Origin of the sequence: Pseudomonas sp. A0308 (assembly GCF_044218815.1) — a bacterium.
Classification (GTDB): Bacteria; Pseudomonadota; Gammaproteobacteria; order Pseudomonadales; family Pseudomonadaceae; genus Aquipseudomonas; species Aquipseudomonas iridis.
Window position 1 is genome coordinate 5,167,945 of the sequence record NZ_CP162581.1, and the last position, 19,908, is coordinate 5,187,852.

General features: G+C 60.5%; 20 protein-coding genes. 17 read left to right on the forward strand and 3 right to left on the reverse strand.

Features of this window, described 5'->3' with window-relative positions:
- Positions 1–43 precede the first annotated feature (43 nt).
- Positions 44–1,042, forward strand: a complete 999-nt coding sequence (locus tag AB4P92_RS23960) for a LysR family transcriptional regulator (protein ID WP_115146217.1) — start codon at positions 44–46, stop codon at positions 1,040–1,042.
- Positions 1,043–1,146: 104 nt separating this feature from the next.
- On the opposite strand, the gene AB4P92_RS23965 is transcribed toward AB4P92_RS23960, so the two are convergent.
- Together AB4P92_RS23965 and AB4P92_RS23970 are read right to left on the reverse strand one after the other, a co-directional pair.
- Entirely contained in the window at positions 1,147–1,554 is a 408-nt protein-coding gene (locus tag AB4P92_RS23965; protein WP_042560459.1) for a PA2817 family protein, read from the reverse strand.
- Positions 1,555–1,642: 88 nt separating this feature from the next.
- Complete coding sequence (locus AB4P92_RS23970) at positions 1,643–4,090, reverse strand: acyl-CoA dehydrogenase (RefSeq protein ID WP_395598255.1); 2,448 nt, start codon at positions 4,088–4,090, stop codon at positions 1,643–1,645.
- A gap of 249 nt (positions 4,091–4,339) precedes the next feature.
- On the opposite strand from AB4P92_RS23970, the gene AB4P92_RS23975 reads away from it, so the two are divergent.
- From AB4P92_RS23975 to AB4P92_RS23990, 4 genes are all read left to right on the forward strand, one after another.
- Positions 4,340–4,999, forward strand: coding sequence for a transglutaminase family protein (locus tag AB4P92_RS23975; protein WP_395598256.1), 660 nt, complete (start codon positions 4,340–4,342; stop codon positions 4,997–4,999).
- 43 nt (positions 5,000–5,042) lie between these two features.
- The gene (locus AB4P92_RS23980) at positions 5,043–5,666 is read left to right on the forward strand and encodes a glutathione S-transferase family protein (RefSeq protein ID WP_395598257.1); all 624 of its coding nucleotides are present in this window, start codon (positions 5,043–5,045) and stop codon (positions 5,664–5,666) included.
- A 136-nt stretch (positions 5,667–5,802) separates the two neighbouring features.
- Complete coding sequence (locus tag AB4P92_RS23985) at positions 5,803–6,735, forward strand: ABC transporter ATP-binding protein (RefSeq protein ID WP_042560455.1); 933 nt, start codon at positions 5,803–5,805, stop codon at positions 6,733–6,735.
- Complete coding sequence (locus tag AB4P92_RS23990) at positions 6,732–7,511, forward strand: ABC transporter permease (RefSeq protein ID WP_042560454.1); 780 nt, start codon at positions 6,732–6,734, stop codon at positions 7,509–7,511. Before AB4P92_RS23985 ends, AB4P92_RS23990 begins: the two co-directional genes overlap by 4 nt.
- A 153-nt stretch (positions 7,512–7,664) precedes the next feature.
- Here the strand turns inward: AB4P92_RS23990 and AB4P92_RS23995 are convergent, their stop codons facing one another.
- Positions 7,665–8,183, reverse strand: a complete 519-nt coding sequence (locus tag AB4P92_RS23995; protein ID WP_210622796.1) for a DUF2062 domain-containing protein — start codon at positions 8,181–8,183, stop codon at positions 7,665–7,667.
- Positions 8,184–8,319: 136 nt separating this feature from the next.
- Between AB4P92_RS23995 and AB4P92_RS24000 the strand changes: the two genes are divergently transcribed.
- The 12 genes from AB4P92_RS24000 (at position 8,320) to AB4P92_RS24055 (ending at position 19,869) form a co-directional block, all read left to right on the forward strand.
- The gene (locus AB4P92_RS24000) at positions 8,320–10,554 is read left to right on the forward strand and encodes a DNA internalization-related competence protein ComEC/Rec2 (RefSeq protein WP_395598258.1); all 2,235 of its coding nucleotides are present in this window, start codon (positions 8,320–8,322) and stop codon (positions 10,552–10,554) included.
- 101 nt (positions 10,555–10,655) lie between these two features.
- Positions 10,656–11,291 (forward strand): MotA/TolQ/ExbB proton channel family protein, encoded by a 636-nt coding sequence (locus AB4P92_RS24005; protein WP_042560451.1) that lies wholly within the window; start codon positions 10,656–10,658, stop codon positions 11,289–11,291.
- Positions 11,288–11,716 carry a biopolymer transporter ExbD gene (locus AB4P92_RS24010; RefSeq protein WP_042560450.1) on the forward strand — a complete coding sequence of 143 codons (429 nt, stop codon included), beginning with the start codon at positions 11,288–11,290 and terminating at the stop codon, positions 11,714–11,716. Before AB4P92_RS24005 ends, AB4P92_RS24010 begins: the two co-directional genes overlap by 4 nt.
- Positions 11,716–12,726, forward strand: a complete 1,011-nt coding sequence (gene lpxK / locus AB4P92_RS24015) for a tetraacyldisaccharide 4'-kinase (protein WP_200616880.1) — start codon at positions 11,716–11,718, stop codon at positions 12,724–12,726. Before AB4P92_RS24010 ends, lpxK begins: the two co-directional genes overlap by 1 nt.
- Before the next feature lie 22 nt (positions 12,727–12,748).
- Entirely contained in the window at positions 12,749–12,934 is a 186-nt protein-coding gene (locus tag AB4P92_RS24020; protein ID WP_003174668.1) for a Trm112 family protein, read from the forward strand.
- Positions 12,931–13,695: a 3-deoxy-manno-octulosonate cytidylyltransferase gene (gene kdsB / locus AB4P92_RS24025; RefSeq protein ID WP_042560448.1), complete on the forward strand. Its 765-nt coding sequence runs from the start codon at positions 12,931–12,933 to the stop codon at positions 13,693–13,695. The genes AB4P92_RS24020 and kdsB overlap by 4 nt, the downstream gene beginning before the upstream one ends.
- Positions 13,695–14,159, forward strand: a complete 465-nt coding sequence (locus AB4P92_RS24030) for a low molecular weight protein-tyrosine-phosphatase (protein ID WP_047302609.1) — start codon at positions 13,695–13,697, stop codon at positions 14,157–14,159. Before kdsB ends, AB4P92_RS24030 begins: the two co-directional genes overlap by 1 nt.
- Positions 14,156–15,175 (forward strand): UDP-N-acetylmuramate dehydrogenase, encoded by a 1,020-nt coding sequence (gene murB, locus AB4P92_RS24035; protein WP_395598259.1) that lies wholly within the window; start codon positions 14,156–14,158, stop codon positions 15,173–15,175. The genes AB4P92_RS24030 and murB overlap by 4 nt, the downstream gene beginning before the upstream one ends.
- A gap of 338 nt (positions 15,176–15,513) precedes the next feature.
- Positions 15,514–15,984: a (2Fe-2S)-binding protein gene (locus AB4P92_RS24040; RefSeq protein ID WP_096794874.1), complete on the forward strand. Its 471-nt coding sequence runs from the start codon at positions 15,514–15,516 to the stop codon at positions 15,982–15,984.
- On the forward strand, positions 15,981–18,302 hold the full coding sequence (locus AB4P92_RS24045; protein ID WP_395598260.1) for a molybdopterin cofactor-binding domain-containing protein: 2,322 nt from the start codon (positions 15,981–15,983) through the stop codon (positions 18,300–18,302). Before AB4P92_RS24040 ends, AB4P92_RS24045 begins: the two co-directional genes overlap by 4 nt.
- Positions 18,302–19,282 carry an XdhC family protein gene (locus AB4P92_RS24050; protein ID WP_395598261.1) on the forward strand — a complete coding sequence of 327 codons (981 nt, stop codon included), beginning with the start codon at positions 18,302–18,304 and terminating at the stop codon, positions 19,280–19,282. Before AB4P92_RS24045 ends, AB4P92_RS24050 begins: the two co-directional genes overlap by 1 nt.
- Complete coding sequence (locus tag AB4P92_RS24055; protein WP_395598262.1) at positions 19,279–19,869, forward strand: nucleotidyltransferase family protein; 591 nt, start codon at positions 19,279–19,281, stop codon at positions 19,867–19,869. Before AB4P92_RS24050 ends, AB4P92_RS24055 begins: the two co-directional genes overlap by 4 nt.
- Positions 19,870–19,908 lie beyond the last annotated feature (39 nt).

Consider the following 19,908-nt stretch of genomic DNA (forward strand, 5'->3'; position numbering starts at 1 on the left):
AATAACGTGATAATCCGTTCAAACATCAAAGGACTTGTGCGCTGTGAGCATCAATCTACCGCTACCACTGCTTGGCGAAATGGCGATTTTCGTCAAGGTGGTGGAGACCGGCAGCTTTTCTGAGGCGGCGCGCCAGCTCGGCTCTTCTCCATCGGCGGTCAGTCGCAGCATTTCTCGGCTGGAAAAGGCCTTGGCTACGCGGCTGTTACAGCGCACCACGCGCAAGCTGCGGCTGAGTGACGGCGGGGAAGAGGTGTTCAAGCGTTGTCAGGAGATGGTCAGCGCCGCCAAGTCGGTGATGGAGATCAGCGGCCAGTTCACCCATGAAGCCGAGGGCCTGATACGCGTCAGTGTGCCGAAGGCGGTGGGGCGTTTCGTGATTCATCCGCACATGCCCGAGTTTCTGCGGCGTTACCCCAAAGTCGATGTCGAGTTGTTGCTGGAAGACCGGCAGGTCGACCTGATTGACGATCATGTCGATCTGGCGATCCGCATCACGGATCGGCCACCGGCCGGGCTGGTTGGGCGGCAACTGCTGACCATCGATCATTTGCTGTGCGCTTCCCCGCAATATCTGGCCGAGCACGGTACGCCGACGCATCCCCACGATTTGCTCAATCACAGCTGCATTTATCTGGGCGAAACCCCAAGCGATGCGCGCTGGAAATTCAAGAAGGGCACCAAAGCAGTAACGGTGGGGGTGCGCGGGCGCTATGCCGCCAATCACACCGGCGTGCGCTTGGGGGCGGTGTTGCAGCACATCGGTATAGGCAGCCTGCCGTATTTCACCGCGCGCTATGCGCTGGAGCAGAAGTTGGTGGTGCAGGTGCTGCCAGACTGGACGTTCCTGGCTTCGTACCACGGGGGGCTGTGGTTACTGCATTCGCCAACGCGCTACCTGCCGCCAAAGTTGCGGGTGTTTATCGACTATCTGGTGGCGTGTCTGGAGAAAGAGCCGACGTTGAGTAAGCCGGGGAAATCGGGTGACGTTATCAACGCAGCGATGGCGTATGAGCTACCGGAAAGCGAGGGGTTGTTGTAGCGAAAAAGCTAAAGATCGCAGCCTTCGGCAGCTCCTACATGGGAACGTACTCTCCTGTAGGAGCTGCCGAAGGCTGCGATCTTTTGATCTTCAGCAGATAAAAATCAGTGCTTGCTGTCCTGAGCGGACATCGCCAACAGCTGTTTTTCCTGATTCCAGTCGAACGGCTCATCGTTCTGTTCAGCCTCAAAGCGACGCTCTTCCAGAGCCTGATACATGTCGATCTCTTCATCAGACAGGTAGTGCAGGCAATCGCCGGCAAAGAACCACAGCAGATCCCGTGGAATCAGGTGGGCAATCTGCGGATAGCGGCTGATCACTTGAGTCAGGATGTCCTGGCCCAGGTATTGGCTTTCGATCGGTTCGATTGGCAGTGAAGCGAGCAATTCGTCAAAGCGCTCCAGGAACAAGGCATGGCTTTCTTCGGGAACCTGTTCGGCCTCACCTACGGCGACCAGAATACTGCGCAGATGGTCGAGTAACACAAGATGATCGGCAACGACGTTGGACACGAGATAAGTCCTCAAGAGCAAAACGGGCGCAGGAGTATAAAGCTCCTGCGCCCTTTTTTCACGGCTAACGGTTAGGCGGTAGCGGCGATCAGCGCACTTTGCCCTCTGCCAGCAGCAGTTCTTCTTTGTCGAAGTCATCGACATCGATCACCTTGCGCCGTGCTGCTTCGGCATCGCGCAGGCTCTGCGCTTCAATCGGTTGCAACACACCTGCTTCCAGGGCCGCATCAATGGCGTGTTCGCCCGCCACCGGTTTGACCTGGCCGCTTTTCAACGAAGTGTGCAGTTTTTTGTGCAACGGCTGCGCGGCATTCAGCAGATCGCTGGCGTGTTGCAGCGCACCGACAGCATCGTCCGCCGATTGCGGGCGATAGCAGCCGGCAAGCAGTTCTTCCAGCGCCGGGTCACCTTTGGCTCGACCAATTACCCCTGCCACTTCGGCACCGAGTTTGTCCGACGGGCCTTTGTGACGACGACCGAACGGGAACACGATCACGCGCAACAGGCATCCGAAGACCTTGTTCGGGAAGTTGCTGAGCAGTTCATCCAGCGCCCGTTCCGACTGACCAAGGCTTTCTTCCATGGCCCACCTGAACAACGGCTCCATGTAGGCCGGCGAATCCAGATCGTGATAACGCTTGAGCGAGGCCGATGCCAGATACAGATTGCTCAATACATCACCCAGGCGTGCCGACAGGCGTTCGCGACGTTTCAGTTCGCCGCCCAGCAGCATCATGCTGAAGTCGGCGAGCATGGCGAACGCCGCCGCCTGACGATTGAGTGCGCGGAAGTAACCCTGACTGATCTTGTCGCCCGGTGCTTTTTCGAAATGACCGAAGCCGAGGTTCAGCACCAGCGTACTGGCGGCGTTGCCCACGGCGAAGCCGATGTGTTTGAGCAGCAGGCCATCGAACTCTTTCAGTGCCTGATCCTTGTCCTCGCGACCGGCCAGGGCCATTTCCTTGAGCACGAACGGGTGGCAGCGAATGGCACCCTGGCCGAAGATCATCAGGTTGCGCGAGAGAATGTTCGCGCCTTCCACGGTGATGAAGATCGGTGCACCGTTCCAGCTGCGTCCCAGGTAATTGTTCGGGCCCATGATGATCGCCTTGCCGCCGTGTACATCCATGGCGTGGCTGATGCATTCGCGACCGCGTTCGGTGAGGTGATACTTGAGGATCGCTGACAGCACCGAAGGTTTTTCGCCCAGATCCACAGCGTTGGCGGTGAGCATCCGCGCGGCGTCCATCATCCACGCGTTACCGCCGATGCGTGCCAGCGCTTCCTGAATACCTTCGAATGCCGACAGCGGCACGTTGAATTGCTCGCGAATCTGCGCGTACTGGCCGGTCACCAGGCTGGTGAACTTGGCCGCGCCGGTGCCCACTGCCGGCAACGAAATCGAGCGCCCGACCGATAGGCAGTTCATCAGCATCATCCAGCCTTTGCCAAGCATTTCCTGACCGCCGATCAGGAAGTCCAGCGGGATGAACACGTCTTTGCCCGAGTTCGGCCCGTTCATGAACGCGGCCCCCAGTGGCAAGTGCCGACGGCCGATTTCCACGCCGGCTGTATCGGTCGGAATCAGCGCCAGGCTGATACCGAGGTCGGTTTTGTCGCCCAGCAGGTGATCCGGGTCATAGGCCTTGAACGCGAGGCCGAGCAGGGTGGCCACCGGGCCGAGGGTGATGTAGCGCTTCTCCCAGTTCAGGCGCAGGCCAAGAACTTCCTCGCCTTCCCATTGGCCTTTGCAGATGATCCCGGTGTCGGGCATCGCGCCGGCGTCGGAACCGGCCAGTGGTCCGGTGAGGGCGAAGCACGGGATATCGTCGCCTCGGGCCAGCCGTGGCAGATAGTGATTACGTTGTTCGTCGGTGCCGTAATGCAGCAGTAGTTCGGCCGGGCCGAGGGAGTTGGGCACCATCACGGTGGAAGCGAGGTCGCCGCTACGCGTGGCGAGCTTCATTGCCACTTGCGAGTGGGCATAGGCCGAAAAGCCTTTGCCGCCGAATTCCTTGGGAATGATCAGGGCGAAGAAGCCGTGCTCCTTGATGTGCGTCCAGGCTTCTGGCGGCAGGTCCATCGACTGACCGATCTGCCAGTCCGTGACCATTGCGCAGAGTTCTTCGGTCGGGCCATCAATGAACGCCTGTTCTTCTTCGCTCAATTGAACCTTGGGATAAGCCAGCAGTTTGTCCCAGTCCGGACGACCACTGAACAGCTCGCCATCCCACCACACGGTGCCGGCATCGATCGCGTCGCGTTCGGTCTGGGACATTGGCGGCAGGGTCTTCTGGAACCAGTTGAACAGCGGCGCACTGAAATGTTTACGGCGCAGGTCGGGCAGCAGCAAGGGGGCCGCGACTACCGCCAGGACGACCCAGAGCACCAGCAGCAGCAAGCCTGGCGCGTGGCTGAAAATCCCCATGGCTACCAGATAAACAGCAACGATGCCCAGCGCGGGCAGCGGGGCGACGCGCCGGTGGGCGAGGTACGCCACACCAATGATCAAAACCAGTATCCACAACAACAGCATATTCAGTCCTCCGTGAACCAAGGCAAATCGACCCTCCACAGCTTAGACGGCATCTGCGAAACCGGGTGGTCAGAGCATGGTGATTGAAATCGTGGGAAACCCCGGATGGTTTTCGTAGGTTCGGTGGGCAACACGTGTGGGAAATCGTTCGCTTATCCCGCGCCTTTGCGTCCAAGTTTGGCCGAAACGTCGTTATCTCTGTGCTTTGGCTATCGCTAGACTCGGCTCTCACCCAGGAGATCTGTCGTCATGCGCGAGTATCTGAGTCCCGGCCGCTTCATCGATAGTGACCACCCAGCGGTGGTGGAGTTCGCCGAATTGCATCGTGGTACCAGCCGCGATCCGCTGGCGCAGGCGATCAGCCTTTATTACGCCGTGCGCGAGGCAGTGCGTTACAACCCGTACACCTTCAGCCGTGACCCGCAAACCTTGTGCGGCAGCTATGCGCTGGCGACGGGGGAGAGTTACTGCGTGCCCAAAGCCACGCTGCTTGCCGCCTGCGCGCGCCATTGCGGTATTCCTGCGCGCATCGGCCTGGCGGATGTCAGAAATCACCTGTCGACCCCGCGATTGCTTGAACTGCTGAAAAGCGATGTGTTCGCCATGCACGGCTACACGGAGCTGTTACTTGATGGTCGCTGGGTCAAGGCGACCCCGGCGTTCAACCAGCAGCTCTGCGAGATGTTCAACGTCGCACCGCTGGAATTCGATGGCATCAATGACAGTGTTTTTCACCCGTTCAACCGTGACGGCGCGCAACTGATGGAGTATCTGGTCGATCACGGCCAGTTCACCGATGTGCCGGAAACCTTCTTCTTCGAACACCTGGAAAAATGCTATCCGCACCTGTTCGGTGATCACTTGCCGCCACTGTTGGGCGACATGCAGAGTGATGTCAGGAGAGTCTGATCCGGCGTATGCTGCCTGCCCACTCAAGTGCAAAGAGGCGGTCATGCTGAAGATCTGGGGACGGAAAAACTCATCGAATGTCAGAAAGCCGCTTTGGGCCGCCGAGGAATTGGGCCTGGATTACGAGGCGCTTGATGCCGGTGGCGCATTCGGCGTGGTCGACACGCCTGAGTACCGGGCGATGAACCCGAACGGTCGGGTGCCGGTGATCGAAGATGACGGTTTCGTGCTGTGGGAATCGAACGTCATCGTCCGCTATCTGTTGGCCAAGCATGCGCCGGGCAGCAACTGGTACCCGGCAGATCCGCAAGCGCGCGCGATTGCCGACAAGTGGATGGACTGGGCCACCGCGAGTTTTGCCGGCCCTTTCCGCACCGTGTTCTGGGGCGTGTTGCGTACTCCGGCGGACCAGCAGGACTGGCCTGCGATTGAGGCCGCGATCAAGGAATGCACCGAGTTGCTGGCCATGGCCGATCAGGCCCTCGCCGACAAACCCTACTTGTCCGGTGACGAAATCGGCATGGGCGATATCCCGCTCGGCAGTTTCATTTATGCCTGGTTCGAGATGCCCATCGAGCGCGCGCCGCAACCGCATCTGCAAGCCTGGTACGAGCGCCTGAAGCAGCGTCCGGCGTACCGCAAAGCAGTTATGACCGCGTTGACTTAATACCTACTATCGACACGCTTGACTGTACTTGTGCGGCGGCGGCACGCACCATTGCGCTCTTGCGCCGCGGTTGAATTCGCCGTCGCGCGCCCTTATTCAGTTCTTTCTTCCCTTCACCATGGTGCGTAAATCAGATATGAGTTCCGCTCTGTCCATCCGGCAGCTAACCAAAACCTACGGCAACGGGTTCCAGGCCTTGAGTGGTATCGATCTGGACGTCGCCGAAGGTGACTTTTTCGCCTTGCTCGGCCCCAACGGCGCCGGCAAATCCACGACCATCGGCATTCTCTCGACTCTGGTGAACAAGACCAGCGGCACGGTGAATATCTTCGGTCATGACCTGGACAAGAACCCCGCGCAGCTCAAGCGCTCGATTGGCGTGGTGCCCCAGGAATTCAACTTCAACCAGTTCGAAAAGACTTTCGACATCGTCGTGACCCAGGCCGGTTACTACGGCATTCCAGCGAAGATCGCCAAGGAACGCGCCGAGCAGTACCTGACCCAGCTCGGTCTGTGGGACAAACGCGATGTGCCGTCGCGTTCGCTGTCCGGCGGCATGAAGCGGCGGCTGATGATTGCCCGCGCGCTGGTGCATGAGCCGCGTCTGCTGATCCTCGACGAACCGACTGCCGGCGTCGACATCGAGCTGCGCCGTTCGATGTGGACGTTCCTTACCGAGCTTAATCAGAAAGGCATCACCATCATCCTCACCACGCACTATCTGGAAGAGGCTGAGCAACTGTGCCGCAACATCGGCATCATCGACCACGGCACCATTGTCGAGAACACCAGCATGCGTCAGCTGCTCGGTCAGTTGCATGTGGAAACCTTTCTGCTCGACCTGAAAGGTGATCTGGCTGCCGCACCGCAACTGGTCGGCTATCCGGCGCGTCTGGTGGATGCGCGCACGCTGGAAGTCCAGGTCGACAAATCGATGGGCATTACCGCGCTGTTCGGCCAATTGGCGTTGCAGAACATCGAAGTCCTGAGCCTGCGTAACAAAACCAATCGCCTTGAGGAGCTATTCGTGTCCCTGGTGGAGAAAAATCTGTCGAAGGTGGCGGTATGAGTTCCGAGTTCCGTCCCAACCTCGTCGCCCTCCAGACCATCGTTTACCGCGAGGTCAAACGCTTCACGCGGATCTGGCCGCAGACGCTGCTGCCGCCGGCGATCACCATGGTTTTGTACTTCGTGATCTTCGGCAACCTGATCGGTCGGCAGATCGGCGAGATGGGCGGCTTCACTTACATGGAGTACATCGTGCCGGGGCTGATCATGATGTCGGTGATCACCAACTCCTATGGCAACGTGGTCTCGAGCTTCTTCGGCAGCAAATTCCAGCGCTCGATTGAAGAACTGATGGTCTCGCCGGTATCACCGCACACGATTCTGATCGGCTACACCTGCGGTGGCGTGTTGCGTGGGTTGATGGTCGGGGTGATCGTGACCATCCTGTCGCTGTTCTTTACTGATTTGCAGGTGCATCACCTGGGCGTGACCATTCTGGTGGTGGTGCTGACGGCGACGATTTTCTCGCTGCTGGGCTTCATCAACGCGGTGTTTGCACGCAACTTCGATGATATTTCGATTATCCCGACCTTCGTGCTGACACCCCTGACGTATCTGGGTGGCGTGTTTTACTCGATCACTCTGCTGCCGCCGTTCTGGCAGACCGTGTCGATGGCTAACCCGGTGTTGCACATGGTCAATGCGTTCCGTTACGGCATTCTCGGGGTGTCGGATATCCGCATCGGCATCGCGATCACGTTCATGCTGGTGGCGACGGTGGTGTTGTATATCGGCTGTGCGCGGTTGCTGGTGAGTGGGCGCGGGATGCGTACGTAATGCCCGTGTAGGAGCTGTCGAAGGCTGCGATCTTTTGATCTGGTTTTTAAAGGCAAGATCAAAAGATCGCAGCCTTCGGCAGCTCCTACAGTGGGATTGTTGTCAGTTCAGGCAACACAAAAAACGGCCTCCATTGCGGAGGCCGTTTTGCATTCACGACATGCGTTTTTTCTTGCGCCGCGCCCATTGCCGGGACACCCACCAGCGCCAGTACATCATCACGCCGAAATAGGCGATGACGCCAAGCACCAGCCCGACCACTATCGAGCCCAGCAAAAACGGTTGCCACAGCGTCGACAGTTCACCGCTGATCCATTCCCAGGTCAGCTCATCCGGCAAGTGCCGCGCCGGCACGTCCATCAACCAGGCGCCGGCCTGATAGGTGCAGAAAAACACCGCCGGCATGGTGATCGGATTGGTCAGCCACACCAGGCTGACGGCAATCGGCATGTTGCCTCGCACCACGACTGCCAGTGCCGCGGCGACCAGCATCTGAGCGGGAATCGGCAGGAAAGCGGCGAACAGCCCAACCGCCATCCCTCGGGCCACCGAGTGGCGATTGAGGTGCCAGAGGTTTGGGTCATGCAGCAACTTGCCGAGAAAGCGTAAGGATTTGTGTTCCCTGATGCTCGTCGGGTCGGGCATGTAACGTTTGAATAAGCGCCGGGGCATAAGGCTTCTCGGTCGGTTAAGGCGGCAAGTATGTCTGGATTCCATGAACGGCCCATTCAGACTTTGTGACAATTGTTGACGGCGGTCGTGCCAAATACCCGCTATGCCTAAGTTCGGGACTCTCAAGTACGGGCTTATGCGCACAGGGATGATGGCGCTGGCAGTCGGTTTGCTTGCTCCGATATTTATGCCGGCCTTACCGCCGGTCTGGTTGATGGTGTTGCTGGCGGTCGTGGCTTTGATGTTGCTGCCGTTTCGCAGCTATCCATTGGCTTTTCTGCTTTTTGGTTTCACCTGGGCTTGCGTCAGCGCGCATTGGGCGTTGCAGGATCGCTTGCCGGTGGCGCTGGATGGCGAGACCCGTTGGCTCGAAGGGCGCGTGGTCGGGTTGCCGCAAAACAGCGACGGCGTGGTTCGTTTCGAGTTGGCGGATGCCCATTCGCGCCACGGCAAACTGCCGTCACTGATGCGCCTGGCCTGGTACGCCGGGCCGCCGGTCAACAGCGGCGAGCGCTGGCGCCTGGCGGTCAAGCTCAAGCGCCCGGGCGGGTTGCTCAATCCGGACGCCTTTGATTACGAAGCCTGGCTACTCGCCCAACGCATTGGCGCAACGGGCACGGTCAAGGAGGGTCAGCGCCTTGGCGAGGCGCGATGGGCGTGGCGCGACAGCATTCGTCAGCGCTTGCTGGCGGTCGACGCGCAGGGCCGGGGAGGGGCGCTGGCGGCGCTGGTGCTCGGCGATGGCTCGGGCCTGAGTCGCGAGGATTGGCAGACTCTGCAAGACACCGGCACCGTGCATTTGCTGGTGATTTCCGGCCAGCACATCGGCATGCTGGCGGCGGTGATGTACTTGCTGGTCGCCGGGCTGGCCCGATATGGTCTGTGGCCGCTGCGTTGGCCGTGGCTGCCTTGGGCCTGTGGCCTGGCCTTTGCCGCGGCACTCGGTTACGGCTTGCTCGCCGGATTTGATGTGCCGGTGCAAAGGGCCTGCGTGATGGTCGGGCTGGTGCTGTTGTGGCGCCTGCGCTTTCGTCATCTCGGCGCCTGGTGGCCACTGTTGCTGGCGTTTAATGGCGTGCTGTTGCTGGATCCGCTGGCTAGTCTGCGCCCCGGCCTCTGGTTGTCATTTGCGGCGGTGGCGGTGCTGATCTTCACCTTTGGCGGGCGCCTTGGGGCATGGCGCTGGTGGCAGACCTGGACGCGAGCGCAGTGGTTGATCGCGATCGGCCTCTGCCCGGTGTTGTTGGCGCTGAATCTGCCGATCAGCCTCAGTGGGCCGTTGGCAAATTTCCTGGCGGTTCCTTGGGTCAGTCTGGTGGTGCTGCCCCCGGCATTGCTCGGGACTCTGTTGTTGCCAGTGCCGTATGTCGGCGAAGGGCTGTTGTGGCTGGCGGGTGGTTTGATCGACTGGCTGTTCCGCGGCCTGGCGCTGATCGCCGGGCAGTGGCCGGCGTGGATTGCGCCGTCGCTTCCCGGTTGGGCGTTGGCTATCGGCAGTCTCGGTGCGGCGCTGTTGCTGTTGCCGCGAGGGGTACCGCTGCGTCCCTTGGGCTGGCCATTGTTGTTGATTCTGGTCATGCCACCCCGGGAGCGGCTGGACGCCGGACTGGCCGATGTCTGGCAACTCGATGTCGGCCAGGGCCTGGCGATTCTGATCCGTACTCGTCATCACGCGCTGCTCTACGATGCCGGGCCGCGGTTCCGCGATTTCGATCTTGGCGAACGTGTTGTCTTGCCGGCCCTGCGCAAATTGAATGTCGAGACACTGGACCTGATGCTGCTCAGCCATGCCGACGCCGATCATGCCGGTGGTGCTTTGGCCGTTGCGCGCCGTTTGCAGGTGAAGCAAGTCATCAGCGGCGATCCGCCGGGGCTGCCAGCCGAACTGAACGCGCAGGCGTGTGAAAGTGGCCGGCAATGGCAGTGGGACGGTGTCAGTTTTCAACTCTGGCAATGGGCGGACGCTCAGGACAGCAATCAGCGCTCCTGCGTGTTGCAGATCGAGGCCAATGGTGAGCGCCTGCTGCTGACCGGCGATATTGATAAACAGGCCGAGCGAGTCTTGCTGCAAGGCCCTCTGAACGTGCCTACTCAATGGTTGCAAGCCCCGCACCACGGCAGCCGCAGTTCATCATCGATGGCATTGCTCAAAGCGTTGAAACCCGATGCCGTTTTGATATCCCGTGGTCAGGGCAACTCGTTCGGTCATCCGCATCCGACCGTCATTGCGCGTTATCGCCAGCAAGGGTTGCGTATTTACGACAGTGCCGAGCACGGTGCCATTCATCTGCAACTTGGGGCGTTCAAACCACCGTGGACAATGCGCCAGTACCCGCGTTTCTGGCGTGAACCGCCGCTGTCCTCCCATTGAGCGAGGCAAGCGTGGAGGCGACATCACGGTCGTCGGAGCGGCGGGTCTTAATCTTTACCCTATATGGTAAAGTGGCGCACTTTTTCGAGGGGACTGTCACTGTGTGGGAATTGGTCAAATCCGGCGGCTGGATGATGCTGCCGATCATTCTGAGTTCCATCGCTGCCATGGCGATTGTCGCCGAGCGCCTGTGGACCCTGCGCGCCAGTCGCGTCACCCCCGAGCACTTGTTGGGCCAGGTCTGGGTCTGGATCAAGGACAAGCAGCTCAATAAAGAAAAACTCAAGGAGTTGCGCGCCAATTCGCCGCTGGGGGAAATCCTCGCCGCAGGCCTGGCCAACTCCAAGCATGGTCGCGAGATCATGAAAGAGTGCATCGAAGAGGCCGCTGCCCGGGTCATTCACGAGCTCGAGCGCTACATCAATGCACTCGGCACCATCGCCGCCATGGCGCCGTTGCTGGGTTTGCTCGGCACCGTGCTCGGCATGATCGACATTTTCAGCGCGTTCACCGGCTCCGGCATGACCACCAACGCCTCGGTTCTGGCCGGTGGTATCTCCAAAGCGCTGATCACCACGGCTGCGGGCCTGATGGTCGGTATTCCGGCGGTGTTCTTCCACCGTTTCCTGCAACGCCGCATCGATGAACTGGTGGTGGGCATGGAGCAGGAAGCGATCAAACTGGTTGAAGTGGTGCAGGGCGACCGTGACGTCGACCTGGCTGAGGGCCGCGCGTGAAATTCCGTCGCAAGCCCCGGGAAACCGTAGACATCAACCTTGCGTCGCTGATCGACGTGGTGTTCATCCTCCTGCTGTTTTTCGTTGTGACCACCACATTTACTCGCGAAACCCAATTGCGCGTGGATCTGCCGGAAGCGGTCAGCGGCTCGCCGGCCGAAGATCAGCAACTCAAGCAACTGGATGTCGCCATTAGCGCCGAGGGCGTGTTTTCGGTGAATAACAAGATTTTGCCGAAAAACGATCTGGCCACGCTGATGGAAGCCATGCAGAAAGAATCCAACGGCGATACCAGCATGCCGTTGTCGATCAGTGCCGATGGCAAGGCTCAGCATCAATCAGTGATCACCGCCATGGACGCGGCCGGCAAGCTCGGTTTCAGCCATCTGCGCATGACCACGGTCGAGGCGGCGCCTAAATCCTGATGAGCCTGTCCGATCGTTTGCTCGCCGCGTGGTATCAGGGGCACCCGGCCCTGACGCTGTTGCGGCCGCTGGAAATGCTCTATCGGCGCGTCGTCATCGGCAAGCGCCAGCGTTTTCTCGACGGTGAAGGCGAAATCTATCAGCCGCCAGTGCCATTGATCGTGGTTGGCAACATCACGGTCGGCGGCACCGGCAAGACGCCGATGATTCTCTGGTTGATCGAGCATTGCCGGCGCAGGGGGTTGCGCGTCGGCGTGGTCAGTCGTGGTTACGGCGCCAAACCACCGCAGTTGCCCTGGCGAGTCGAGGCCGATCAAAGCGCCGACATTGCTGGCGACGAACCATTGCTGATCGTGCAACGCACGGGCGTACCGCTGATGATCGACCCCAATCGCAGCGCCGCCGTCAAAGCCTTGTGCGCCAGTGAACCGCTGGATCTGATCCTCTCCGACGATGGCATGCAGCACTACCGACTGGCGCGGGATCTGGAGCTGGTGCTGATCGACGCCGCCCGTGGCCTGGGCAATAAGCGCTGCTTGCCGGCAGGTCCTTTGCGCGAGCCGATCGAACGTCTGCAAAGCGTTGACGGCGTGCTGTTCAACGGTGCCACCGAGGACCGCGACGACGGTTTCGCTTTCCGCCTGCAACCCACCGCGCTGATCAATCTGCGCAGTGGCGAACGCAAGCCGCTTGATCATTTTTCGGCCGGGCAGGCGCTGCATGCGGTGGCCGGGATCGGTAATCCGCAACGTTTCTTCAATACCCTCGAAGCGCTAGACTGGCGGCCAGTCCCCCATGCGTTTGCCGATCACGCCGAGTACAGCGTGCAGGCCTTGAATTTCACACCGTCATTGCCGTTGGTGATGACTGAAAAGGACGCGGTGAAGTGCCGTGCCTTCGCGGCTGCCGACTGGTGGTATCTGGCGGTCGATGCCGTGCCGTCGCCGGCCTTCGTGGCCTGGTTCGACACACAGCTGATACGCCTGTTGCCGGATCGTCTTTTGCCTTAACTCTTTTATCCAGGGAATGTTCATGGACACCAAATTGCTCGACATCCTCGCGTGCCCTATCTGCAAAGGCCCGCTCAAGCTCAGCGCCGACAAGACCGAACTGATCAGCAAGGGCGCCGGCCTGGCGTACCCGATCCGTGACGGCATCCCGGTCATGCTCGAAAGCGAAGCCCGCACCCTGACCACCGATGAGCGTCTGGATAAATGACCACTGCCTTCACCGTTGTCATCCCGTCGCGTTACGCTTCGACCCGGCTGCCGGGTAAACCGCTGCTGGACATTGCAGGCAAGCCGATGATCCAGCACGTCTGGGAACAGGCGAGCAAAAGCAGCGCCACTCGTGTGGTAGTGGCAACCGACGATGCGCGCATCGTCGAGGCTTGCAAAAGCTTCGGCGCCGAAGTGGTACTGACCCGTGAAGATCACAACTCCGGCACCGATCGTCTGGCCGAAGTCGCGGCGAAACTGGGCCTTGAGCCTGACGCAATCGTGGTCAATGTGCAGGGCGACGAGCCGCTGATTCCGCCAAGCGTGATCGATCAGGTCGCCGCCAACCTCGCGGCCCACACCGAAGCGCGCATGGCCACGCTGGCCGAGCCGATCGAAGATGTGGAAACCCTGTTCAACCCGAACGTGGTCAAGGTCGTCAGCGACCTCAATGGTCTGGCGCTGACCTTCAGCCGTGCAACCTTGCCGTGGGCGCGCGATGCGTTTGCCAAGAGCCGCGAGCAATTGCCTGATGGCGTACCGTATCGTCGCCACATCGGCATTTATGCCTACCGCGCCGGATTCCTTCAGGACTTCGTCAGTTGGGGCCCGTGCTGGCTTGAAAACACTGAATCGCTGGAGCAACTGCGTGCCCTGTGGCACGGCGTGCGGATTCATGTCGCCGACGCGCTGATCGCGCCGCCGACCGGTGTCGACACCGTCGAAGACCTTGAGCGCGTTCGTCGCCTGCTGGAGGCTTGATGCGGGTTTTGTTTGTGTGCCTGGGCAACATTTGCCGTTCGCCCACGGCCGAAGGGGTGTTGCGCCACAAACTGCGTCAAGCGGGGCTGGCCGATCAGGTCGAAGTGGCCTCCGCCGGCACCGGTGACTGGCACGTTGGCAACGCGCCTGACAAGCGTAGCCAGGCGGCGGCCAAGGTGCGCGGTTATGATTTGTCGGCGCAACGCGCGCAGCAAGTCAGCCGTGCCGATTTCGCCACTTACGATTTGATCCTGGCCATGGACAACAGCAACCTGCGAAACCTCAAGGCGCTGCAACCGTCCACTGGCAAGGCCGAGCTGGATCTGTTCCTGCGTCGTTATGCCGGTGTCGTCGATGAAGTGCCTGATCCGTATTACGACGGCGACCAGGGTTTCGAGCAGGTGCTGGATCTGATCGAAGCGGCCTGTGACCAACTGCTGATCGAAGTAAAGGGCCGGTTATGAGTCTGCTGGTGCAACCCCGGGTTTCCCTGAAACCGTTCAACAGTTTTGGCGTGGACGTTCACGCGCAGCTGTTCGCCGAAGCCCACTGCGACGCCGATGTCCGCGAAGCGCTGGCGTATGCCGAGTCTCACGATGTGCCTCTGCTGGTAATCGGTGGCGGCAGCAACTTGCTGCTGACCGCTGACATTGCGGCGCTGGTGCTGCGCATGGCCACGCGCGGTATCCGCGTGATCAGCGATGACGGCAGTCGCGTGGTGATCGAAGCCGAAGCGGGCGAGCCGTGGCATCCCTTTGTGCAGCACACTTTGGCGCAGGGTTTATCCGGGCTGGAAAATCTCAGTCTGATCCCCGGCACCGTTGGCGCTGCGCCGATGCAAAACATCGGTGCCTACGGCGTCGAGATCAAGGATGTGTTCGCCGGGCTCACCGCGCTGGATCGCCATACTGGCGAACTGCGCGATTTCAGCCTCGAAGAATGCAACTTTTCCTACCGTGACAGCGTGTTCAAGCAGCAGCCGGGGCGTTGGCTGATTCTGCGGGTGCGTTTTACGCTCAACCGCGTCGCGCATCTGCATCTGGAGTACGGTCCGGTGCGTCAGCGCCTGACCGAGCAGGGTATCGAGCAACCGACGCCCACTGACGTCAGCCGCGCAATCTGCAGCATCCGCAGCGAAAAACTGCCGGACCCGGCAGTGCTCGGCAATGCCGGCAGCTTTTTCAAGAATCCGTTGGTGCCGGCAGCGCTGGTGGCGCAGATCAAGAAGCTGCATCCGGATCTGGTGGCCTACGCCCAACCGGACGGGCAGATGAAACTCGCCGCCGGTTGGCTGATCGAACGTGCCGGCTGGAAAGGTTTCCGTGAGGCCGATGCCGGCGTGCATAAGTTGCAGGCGCTGGTGCTGGTCAACTACGGCGCGGCGACCGGCCTGCAGTTGCTCGACTTGGCGCAGCGTATCCAGAAAGACATTAGCGAACGTTTCAATGTCGAACTGGAAATGGAGCCCAATCGGTATTGAGGCAGCTACAAGCTATAAGCTTCAAGCGGCAAGCTACACTGCGTCATGAGTGCCAAACCGCTTTTTCTTGCAGCTTGTAGCTTATAGCTCGCAACTTTGCAGCATGTAGCTAAAAGCTCGTAACTGAAAGCCCTGTCTCAGCAGGGCTTTTTTGTTAATCCTGGGTTAACTTAGCGAGCTAACGATACCGTTCATTTGCTCCACCAAAGGCCCGGTGCAGACCTTTCCGTCAGCACAAGAGAGCCCATTAGCCTGAGTCGATCTGCGCGAACCCACCGCTGACTTTCCGGCGGCAGATTGCTCGACCCCATAACCTCCAAAAATATGCGGGCGTGCCCATGATTACCCTGAAACTCAATGGCCAAGACCATTCACTCGATGTCACCGAAGACATGCCGCTGTTGTGGGCGATTCGTGATGTCGCCGGTTACAACGGCACCAAATTCGGTTGCGGCATGGGCCTTTGCGGCGCTTGCACCATTCATATCGATGGTTTGCCGGCGCGCAGTTGCATCACGCCGATCGGCTCGGTAGTCGGCCAGAACGTCACTACTATCGACAACCTGCACGCCGACCCTGTCGGGCAAGTCGTCCAGCAAGCCTGGCTCGACAGCGCCGTGGCCCAGTGCGGTTTTTGTCAGGGCGGGCAGATCATGTCGGCCACCGCTTTGCTCAAGACCAATCCCGACCCGAGCGACGAGCAGATCGAAGAAGCCATGGTCGGCAACATTTGCCGCTGCGGCACCTATAACCGGATCAAAACCGCGATCCGCCAGGCTTCCACCCACCTGAAGGAGGCCAAGGCATGAGTCGCCTGCCGAATGATTTCGCCCTGAGCAATCTCAGTCGCCGTGGCTTCCTTAAAGGCGCAACCGCCACCGGTGCATTGGTGCTGGCGGCGAGCTGGGGTTGGCAGGATGCGTTCGCCGAAGACAAGCCGAAACAGTTCGGTGCCGATGGCATGCCCAACGGCTGGATCGACGATCCGAAGGTCTACGTCAGCATCGCCACCGACGGCACGGTGACTGTTGTGTGTAACCGGTCCGAGATGGGCCAGGGCGTGCGCACCAGTCTGACCATGGTTGTCGCCGACGAACTGGAAGCTGATTGGGCGCACGTCAAAGTGCAGCAGGCGCCTGGCGATGAAGTGCGTTTCGGCAATCAGGACACCGACGGTTCGCGCAGCATGCGTCACTGGTACGAGCCGATGCGCCGTTGCGGCGCGGCAGCCCGTACGATGCTTGAGCAAGCGGCGGCAGCGCAATGGAAGGTGCCGGTGGGCGAATGCCATGCGCAATTGCACAAAGTCATTCACAAGCCGTCCGGGCGTGAGCTGGGTTATGGCGAGCTCGCCGCTGCAGCCAGTGCGTTGGCGGTACCGGCGCGCGACAGTCTGCGCCTCAAGCAGCCGTCGGAATTTCGCTACATCGGCAAGGAAGGCACCAAAGCCATCGACGGTGACGACATCGTCAAAGGCCGTGCGGTGTACGGCGCCGACGTGCATTTCGACGGCATGCTGTACGCGACCATCGCCCGTCCGGCGGTGTACGGCGGCAAGGTCAAATCCGTGGATGACAGCGCGGCGCTGAAAGTGCCCGGCGTGATAAAAGTCATTCAAATCGAAGGCCGCCCATTGCCTTCGGAGTTTCAACCGTTGGGCGGGGTGGCCGTGGTTGCCAGCAACACCTGGGCGGCAATCAAGGGTCGCGAGGCGCTGAAGATCGAATGGGACGATGGCCCGAACGCCAGTTACGACTCGATCGCTTATCGCAAGGAACTGGAAGCCGCGTCGCTGAAGCCCGGCAAAGTGGTGCGCAACACCGGCGATATCGACAAGGCGCTGAGCAGTGCTGCCAGCAGCCTGGAAGCTTCTTATTATTTGCCGCATCTGGCGCAGGCACCGATGGAGCCGATGGTGGCCATCGCCCGTTTCAACAACGGCGTTTGCGAGGCATGGGCGCCGAGCCAGGCACCGCAGGTGACGCGTGAACGCATCGCTGAGCGCCTGGGGCTGCCATTCGATAACGTCACAGTCAATGTGACGCTGCTGGGTGGCGGTTTCGGGCGCAAGTCGAAACCGGACTTCGTCATTGAAGCGGCGATCCTCGCCAAGGAGTTTCCTGGCAAGGCCGTGCGGGTGCAGTGGACGCGCGAGGACGACGTGCACAACTCGTATTTCCATACCGTGTCCGCCGAATACCTGAAGGCGGGCGTGGGCAAGGACGGCATGCCGTCCGGCTGGTTGCATCGCACCGTGGCGCCGAGCATCACCGCGCTGTTTGCGCCGGGCATGAACCACGAAGCCGCGTTCGAACTGGGCATGGGCTTCACCAACATGGCCTACGCCATTCCCAATGTGCGTCTGGAAAACCCGGAAGCGAGGGTGCACACACGGGTCGGCTGGTATCGCTCGGTGTCGAACATTCCTCATGGTTTCGCGATCCAGAGTTTCGTCGATGAACTGGCACACAGGGCCGGTGTGGATCCGCTCAAATATCAGATCAAGCTGCTTGGCCCGGACCGTCAAATCGATCCGCGCACCTTGAGTGAAGAGTGGAACTACGGCGAATCCCCTGAGCGTTATCCGATCGACACCGGTCGTATGCGCGCCGTGCTCGAAACCGCGGCCAAGGCAGCCGGTTGGGGTCGTCAACTGCCAAAGGGTCGTGGCCTGGGGCTGGCGGTGCATTACAGCTTCGTCACTTACGTGGCGGCGGTGATTGAAGTCGAGGTCAAGGACGATGGCACGCTGATCGTGCACAAGGCCGACATCGCCGTGGATTGCGGGCCGCAGATCAATCCTGAACGTATTCGCTCGCAGTTCGAGGGCGCTTGCGTGATGGGCCTGGGTAACGCCGTGCTGGGTGAAATCAGCTTCAAGGACGGCAAGGTTCAGCAGGACAATTTCCATATGTACGAAGTGGCGCGCATGTCGCTGGCGCCGAAGGAAGTTGCCGTGCATCTGGTCACGCCACCGGGCGATGTGCCGTTGGGCGGCGTCGGTGAGCCGGGCGTACCGCCGATTGCGCCGGCACTGTGCAATGCGATCTTCGCCGCTACCGGCAAACGCATCCGCAACCTGCCTGTGCGTTATCAGTTGCAGGGCTGGCAGAAGGCAGAGGCCTGATGGACAGCGTTGATCTGAATGTCCTGCGCAGCGTGCTTGAATGGCGCCGCGCCGGTCAGCGGGTGGTGCTGTTCAGCGTGGTGCAGACCTGGGGCACGGCGCCGCGGTCGCCCGGCGCCATGCTCGCCTTGCGCGAGGACGGCGTGGTAATTGGCTCGGTGTCCGGCGGCTGTGTCGAGGATGACTTGATCGCCCGGCTGCACGACGGGCGCATTGCCACCGACGGGCCGCCGGTGCAACTGATCACCTATGGCGTCACGCGTGAAGAGGCGGCGCGGTTCGGTTTGCCGTGTGGCGGCACGTTGCGCCTGACAGAAGAGCGGGTCGGCGACCCGGCGTGGGTCGCCGAACTGCTTGCGCGATGTGAGGCCCACGAGATCGTTGCCCGTGAGTTGAACATTGAAACGGGTGAAGTGGTATTGACGCCCGCGAGCAAATCCGACGCGCTGGAGTTCGATGGCAAAACCCTGCGCGCGATTTACGGTCCGCGCTGGCGTCTGCTGTTGATCGGCGCCGGCCAGTTGTCGCGGTATGTGGCGGACATGGCGCGACTGCTGGATTTCGAGGTGCTGATCTGCGATCCGCGCACCGAGTTCGTCTACGGCTGGGAAGAACAGCATGGTCGTTTCGTTCCGGGTATGCCGGATGATGCGGTGCTGAACATCCAGACCGACGAGCGCACGGCGATTGTCGCGCTGACCCACGATCCGCGGCTGGACGACATGGCGTTGCTCACTGCGCTCGATTCGCCGGCCTTTTATGTCGGCGCACTGGGTTCGCGGGTCAACAGTCAGAAACGCCGGGAGAATCTCGCTCAGCTAGGCTTGTCAGTCGACGCGATCAAGCGTTTGCATGGGCCGATCGGTCTGCACATCGGCAGTCACTCGCCGGCGGAAATTGCCTTGTCCTTGCTCGCGGAGATCGTGGCGATCAAGAACGGGGTCGAGTTGAAACAGAAGAAGCCAGTGGAGGGCGCATGAGTCGCTCCATCGCAGTGATCGTGTTGGCAGCAGGCGAGGGCAGCCGCTTTCGCCAGGTGGCGGGCGCGGACAAGGACAAGTTGCTGGCCGACTGCGCTGGTCGTGATGGCGCCGTGCGTTCGGTGATCGAGCACGTGCTGGTGAACCTGCCGGCCAGTCTCGACAAGCGCGTGCTGGTGACGACTGAAGCGCGACCGCAGGCGATGCGCATGGCGCAGGCTTATGGCTGTGAAGTGGTCTCGATCGAGTCGACCGGCATGGGCGACAGCATTGCCGCAGGCGTGGCGGCGTGTCCGGATGTTGATGGCTGGCTGATCGTGCTGGGAGATATGCCGTTTATCTTGCCGTCGAGTATCGAGCGGGTGATGGCGGCGATGGTGGACGATGCGGTGAGTGTGCCGGTGCAGGATGGCGAGTTTGGGCATCCTGTAGGGTTTGGGCGTTCGTTTGGCTCGGGGTTGCTGGCGTTGAGCGGTGATCGCGGAGCCAGGCCTTTGTTCAAGCAGGGAAGGGTGGTGGAAGTGTTGGTAGATGATCCAGGGGTGTTGTGGGATATCGACGTTCCTGAAGCTTTGGTATTTAAGTAACAGCAAAGTCAAAAGACCGCATAAAAAAGCCCCGCCTGA

What these genes read in the sequence shown, in the direction of transcription:
- AB4P92_RS24020 (WP_003174668.1), top strand. Translation starts at nt 12,749, where the DNA reads ATGGACACCAAATTGCTCGACATCCTCGCGTGCCCTATCTGCAAAGGC.
- AB4P92_RS23980 (WP_395598257.1), top strand. Translation starts at nt 5,043, where the DNA reads ATGCTGAAGATCTGGGGACGGAAAAACTCATCGAATGTCAGAAAGCCG.
- AB4P92_RS24050 (WP_395598261.1), top strand. Translation starts at nt 18,302, where the DNA reads ATGGACAGCGTTGATCTGAATGTCCTGCGCAGCGTGCTTGAATGGCGC.
- AB4P92_RS23975 (WP_395598256.1), top strand. Translation starts at nt 4,340, where the DNA reads ATGCGCGAGTATCTGAGTCCCGGCCGCTTCATCGATAGTGACCACCCA.
- kdsB (WP_042560448.1), top strand. Translation starts at nt 12,931, where the DNA reads ATGACCACTGCCTTCACCGTTGTCATCCCGTCGCGTTACGCTTCGACC.
- AB4P92_RS24030 (WP_047302609.1), top strand. Translation starts at nt 13,695, where the DNA reads ATGCGGGTTTTGTTTGTGTGCCTGGGCAACATTTGCCGTTCGCCCACG.
- lpxK (WP_200616880.1), top strand. Translation starts at nt 11,716, where the DNA reads ATGAGCCTGTCCGATCGTTTGCTCGCCGCGTGGTATCAGGGGCACCCG.
- murB (WP_395598259.1), top strand. Translation starts at nt 14,156, where the DNA reads ATGAGTCTGCTGGTGCAACCCCGGGTTTCCCTGAAACCGTTCAACAGT.
- AB4P92_RS24000 (WP_395598258.1), top strand. Translation starts at nt 8,320, where the DNA reads ATGCGCACAGGGATGATGGCGCTGGCAGTCGGTTTGCTTGCTCCGATA.
- AB4P92_RS24055 (WP_395598262.1), top strand. Translation starts at nt 19,279, where the DNA reads ATGAGTCGCTCCATCGCAGTGATCGTGTTGGCAGCAGGCGAGGGCAGC.
- AB4P92_RS23995 (WP_210622796.1), bottom strand. Translation starts at nt 8,183, where the DNA reads ATGCCCCGGCGCTTATTCAAACGTTACATGCCCGACCCGACGAGCATC.
- AB4P92_RS24045 (WP_395598260.1), top strand. Translation starts at nt 15,981, where the DNA reads ATGAGTCGCCTGCCGAATGATTTCGCCCTGAGCAATCTCAGTCGCCGT.
- AB4P92_RS23970 (WP_395598255.1), bottom strand. Translation starts at nt 4,090, where the DNA reads ATGCTGTTGTTGTGGATACTGGTTTTGATCATTGGTGTGGCGTACCTC.
- AB4P92_RS23985 (WP_042560455.1), top strand. Translation starts at nt 5,803, where the DNA reads ATGAGTTCCGCTCTGTCCATCCGGCAGCTAACCAAAACCTACGGCAAC.
- AB4P92_RS23990 (WP_042560454.1), top strand. Translation starts at nt 6,732, where the DNA reads ATGAGTTCCGAGTTCCGTCCCAACCTCGTCGCCCTCCAGACCATCGTT.
- AB4P92_RS24040 (WP_096794874.1), top strand. Translation starts at nt 15,514, where the DNA reads ATGATTACCCTGAAACTCAATGGCCAAGACCATTCACTCGATGTCACC.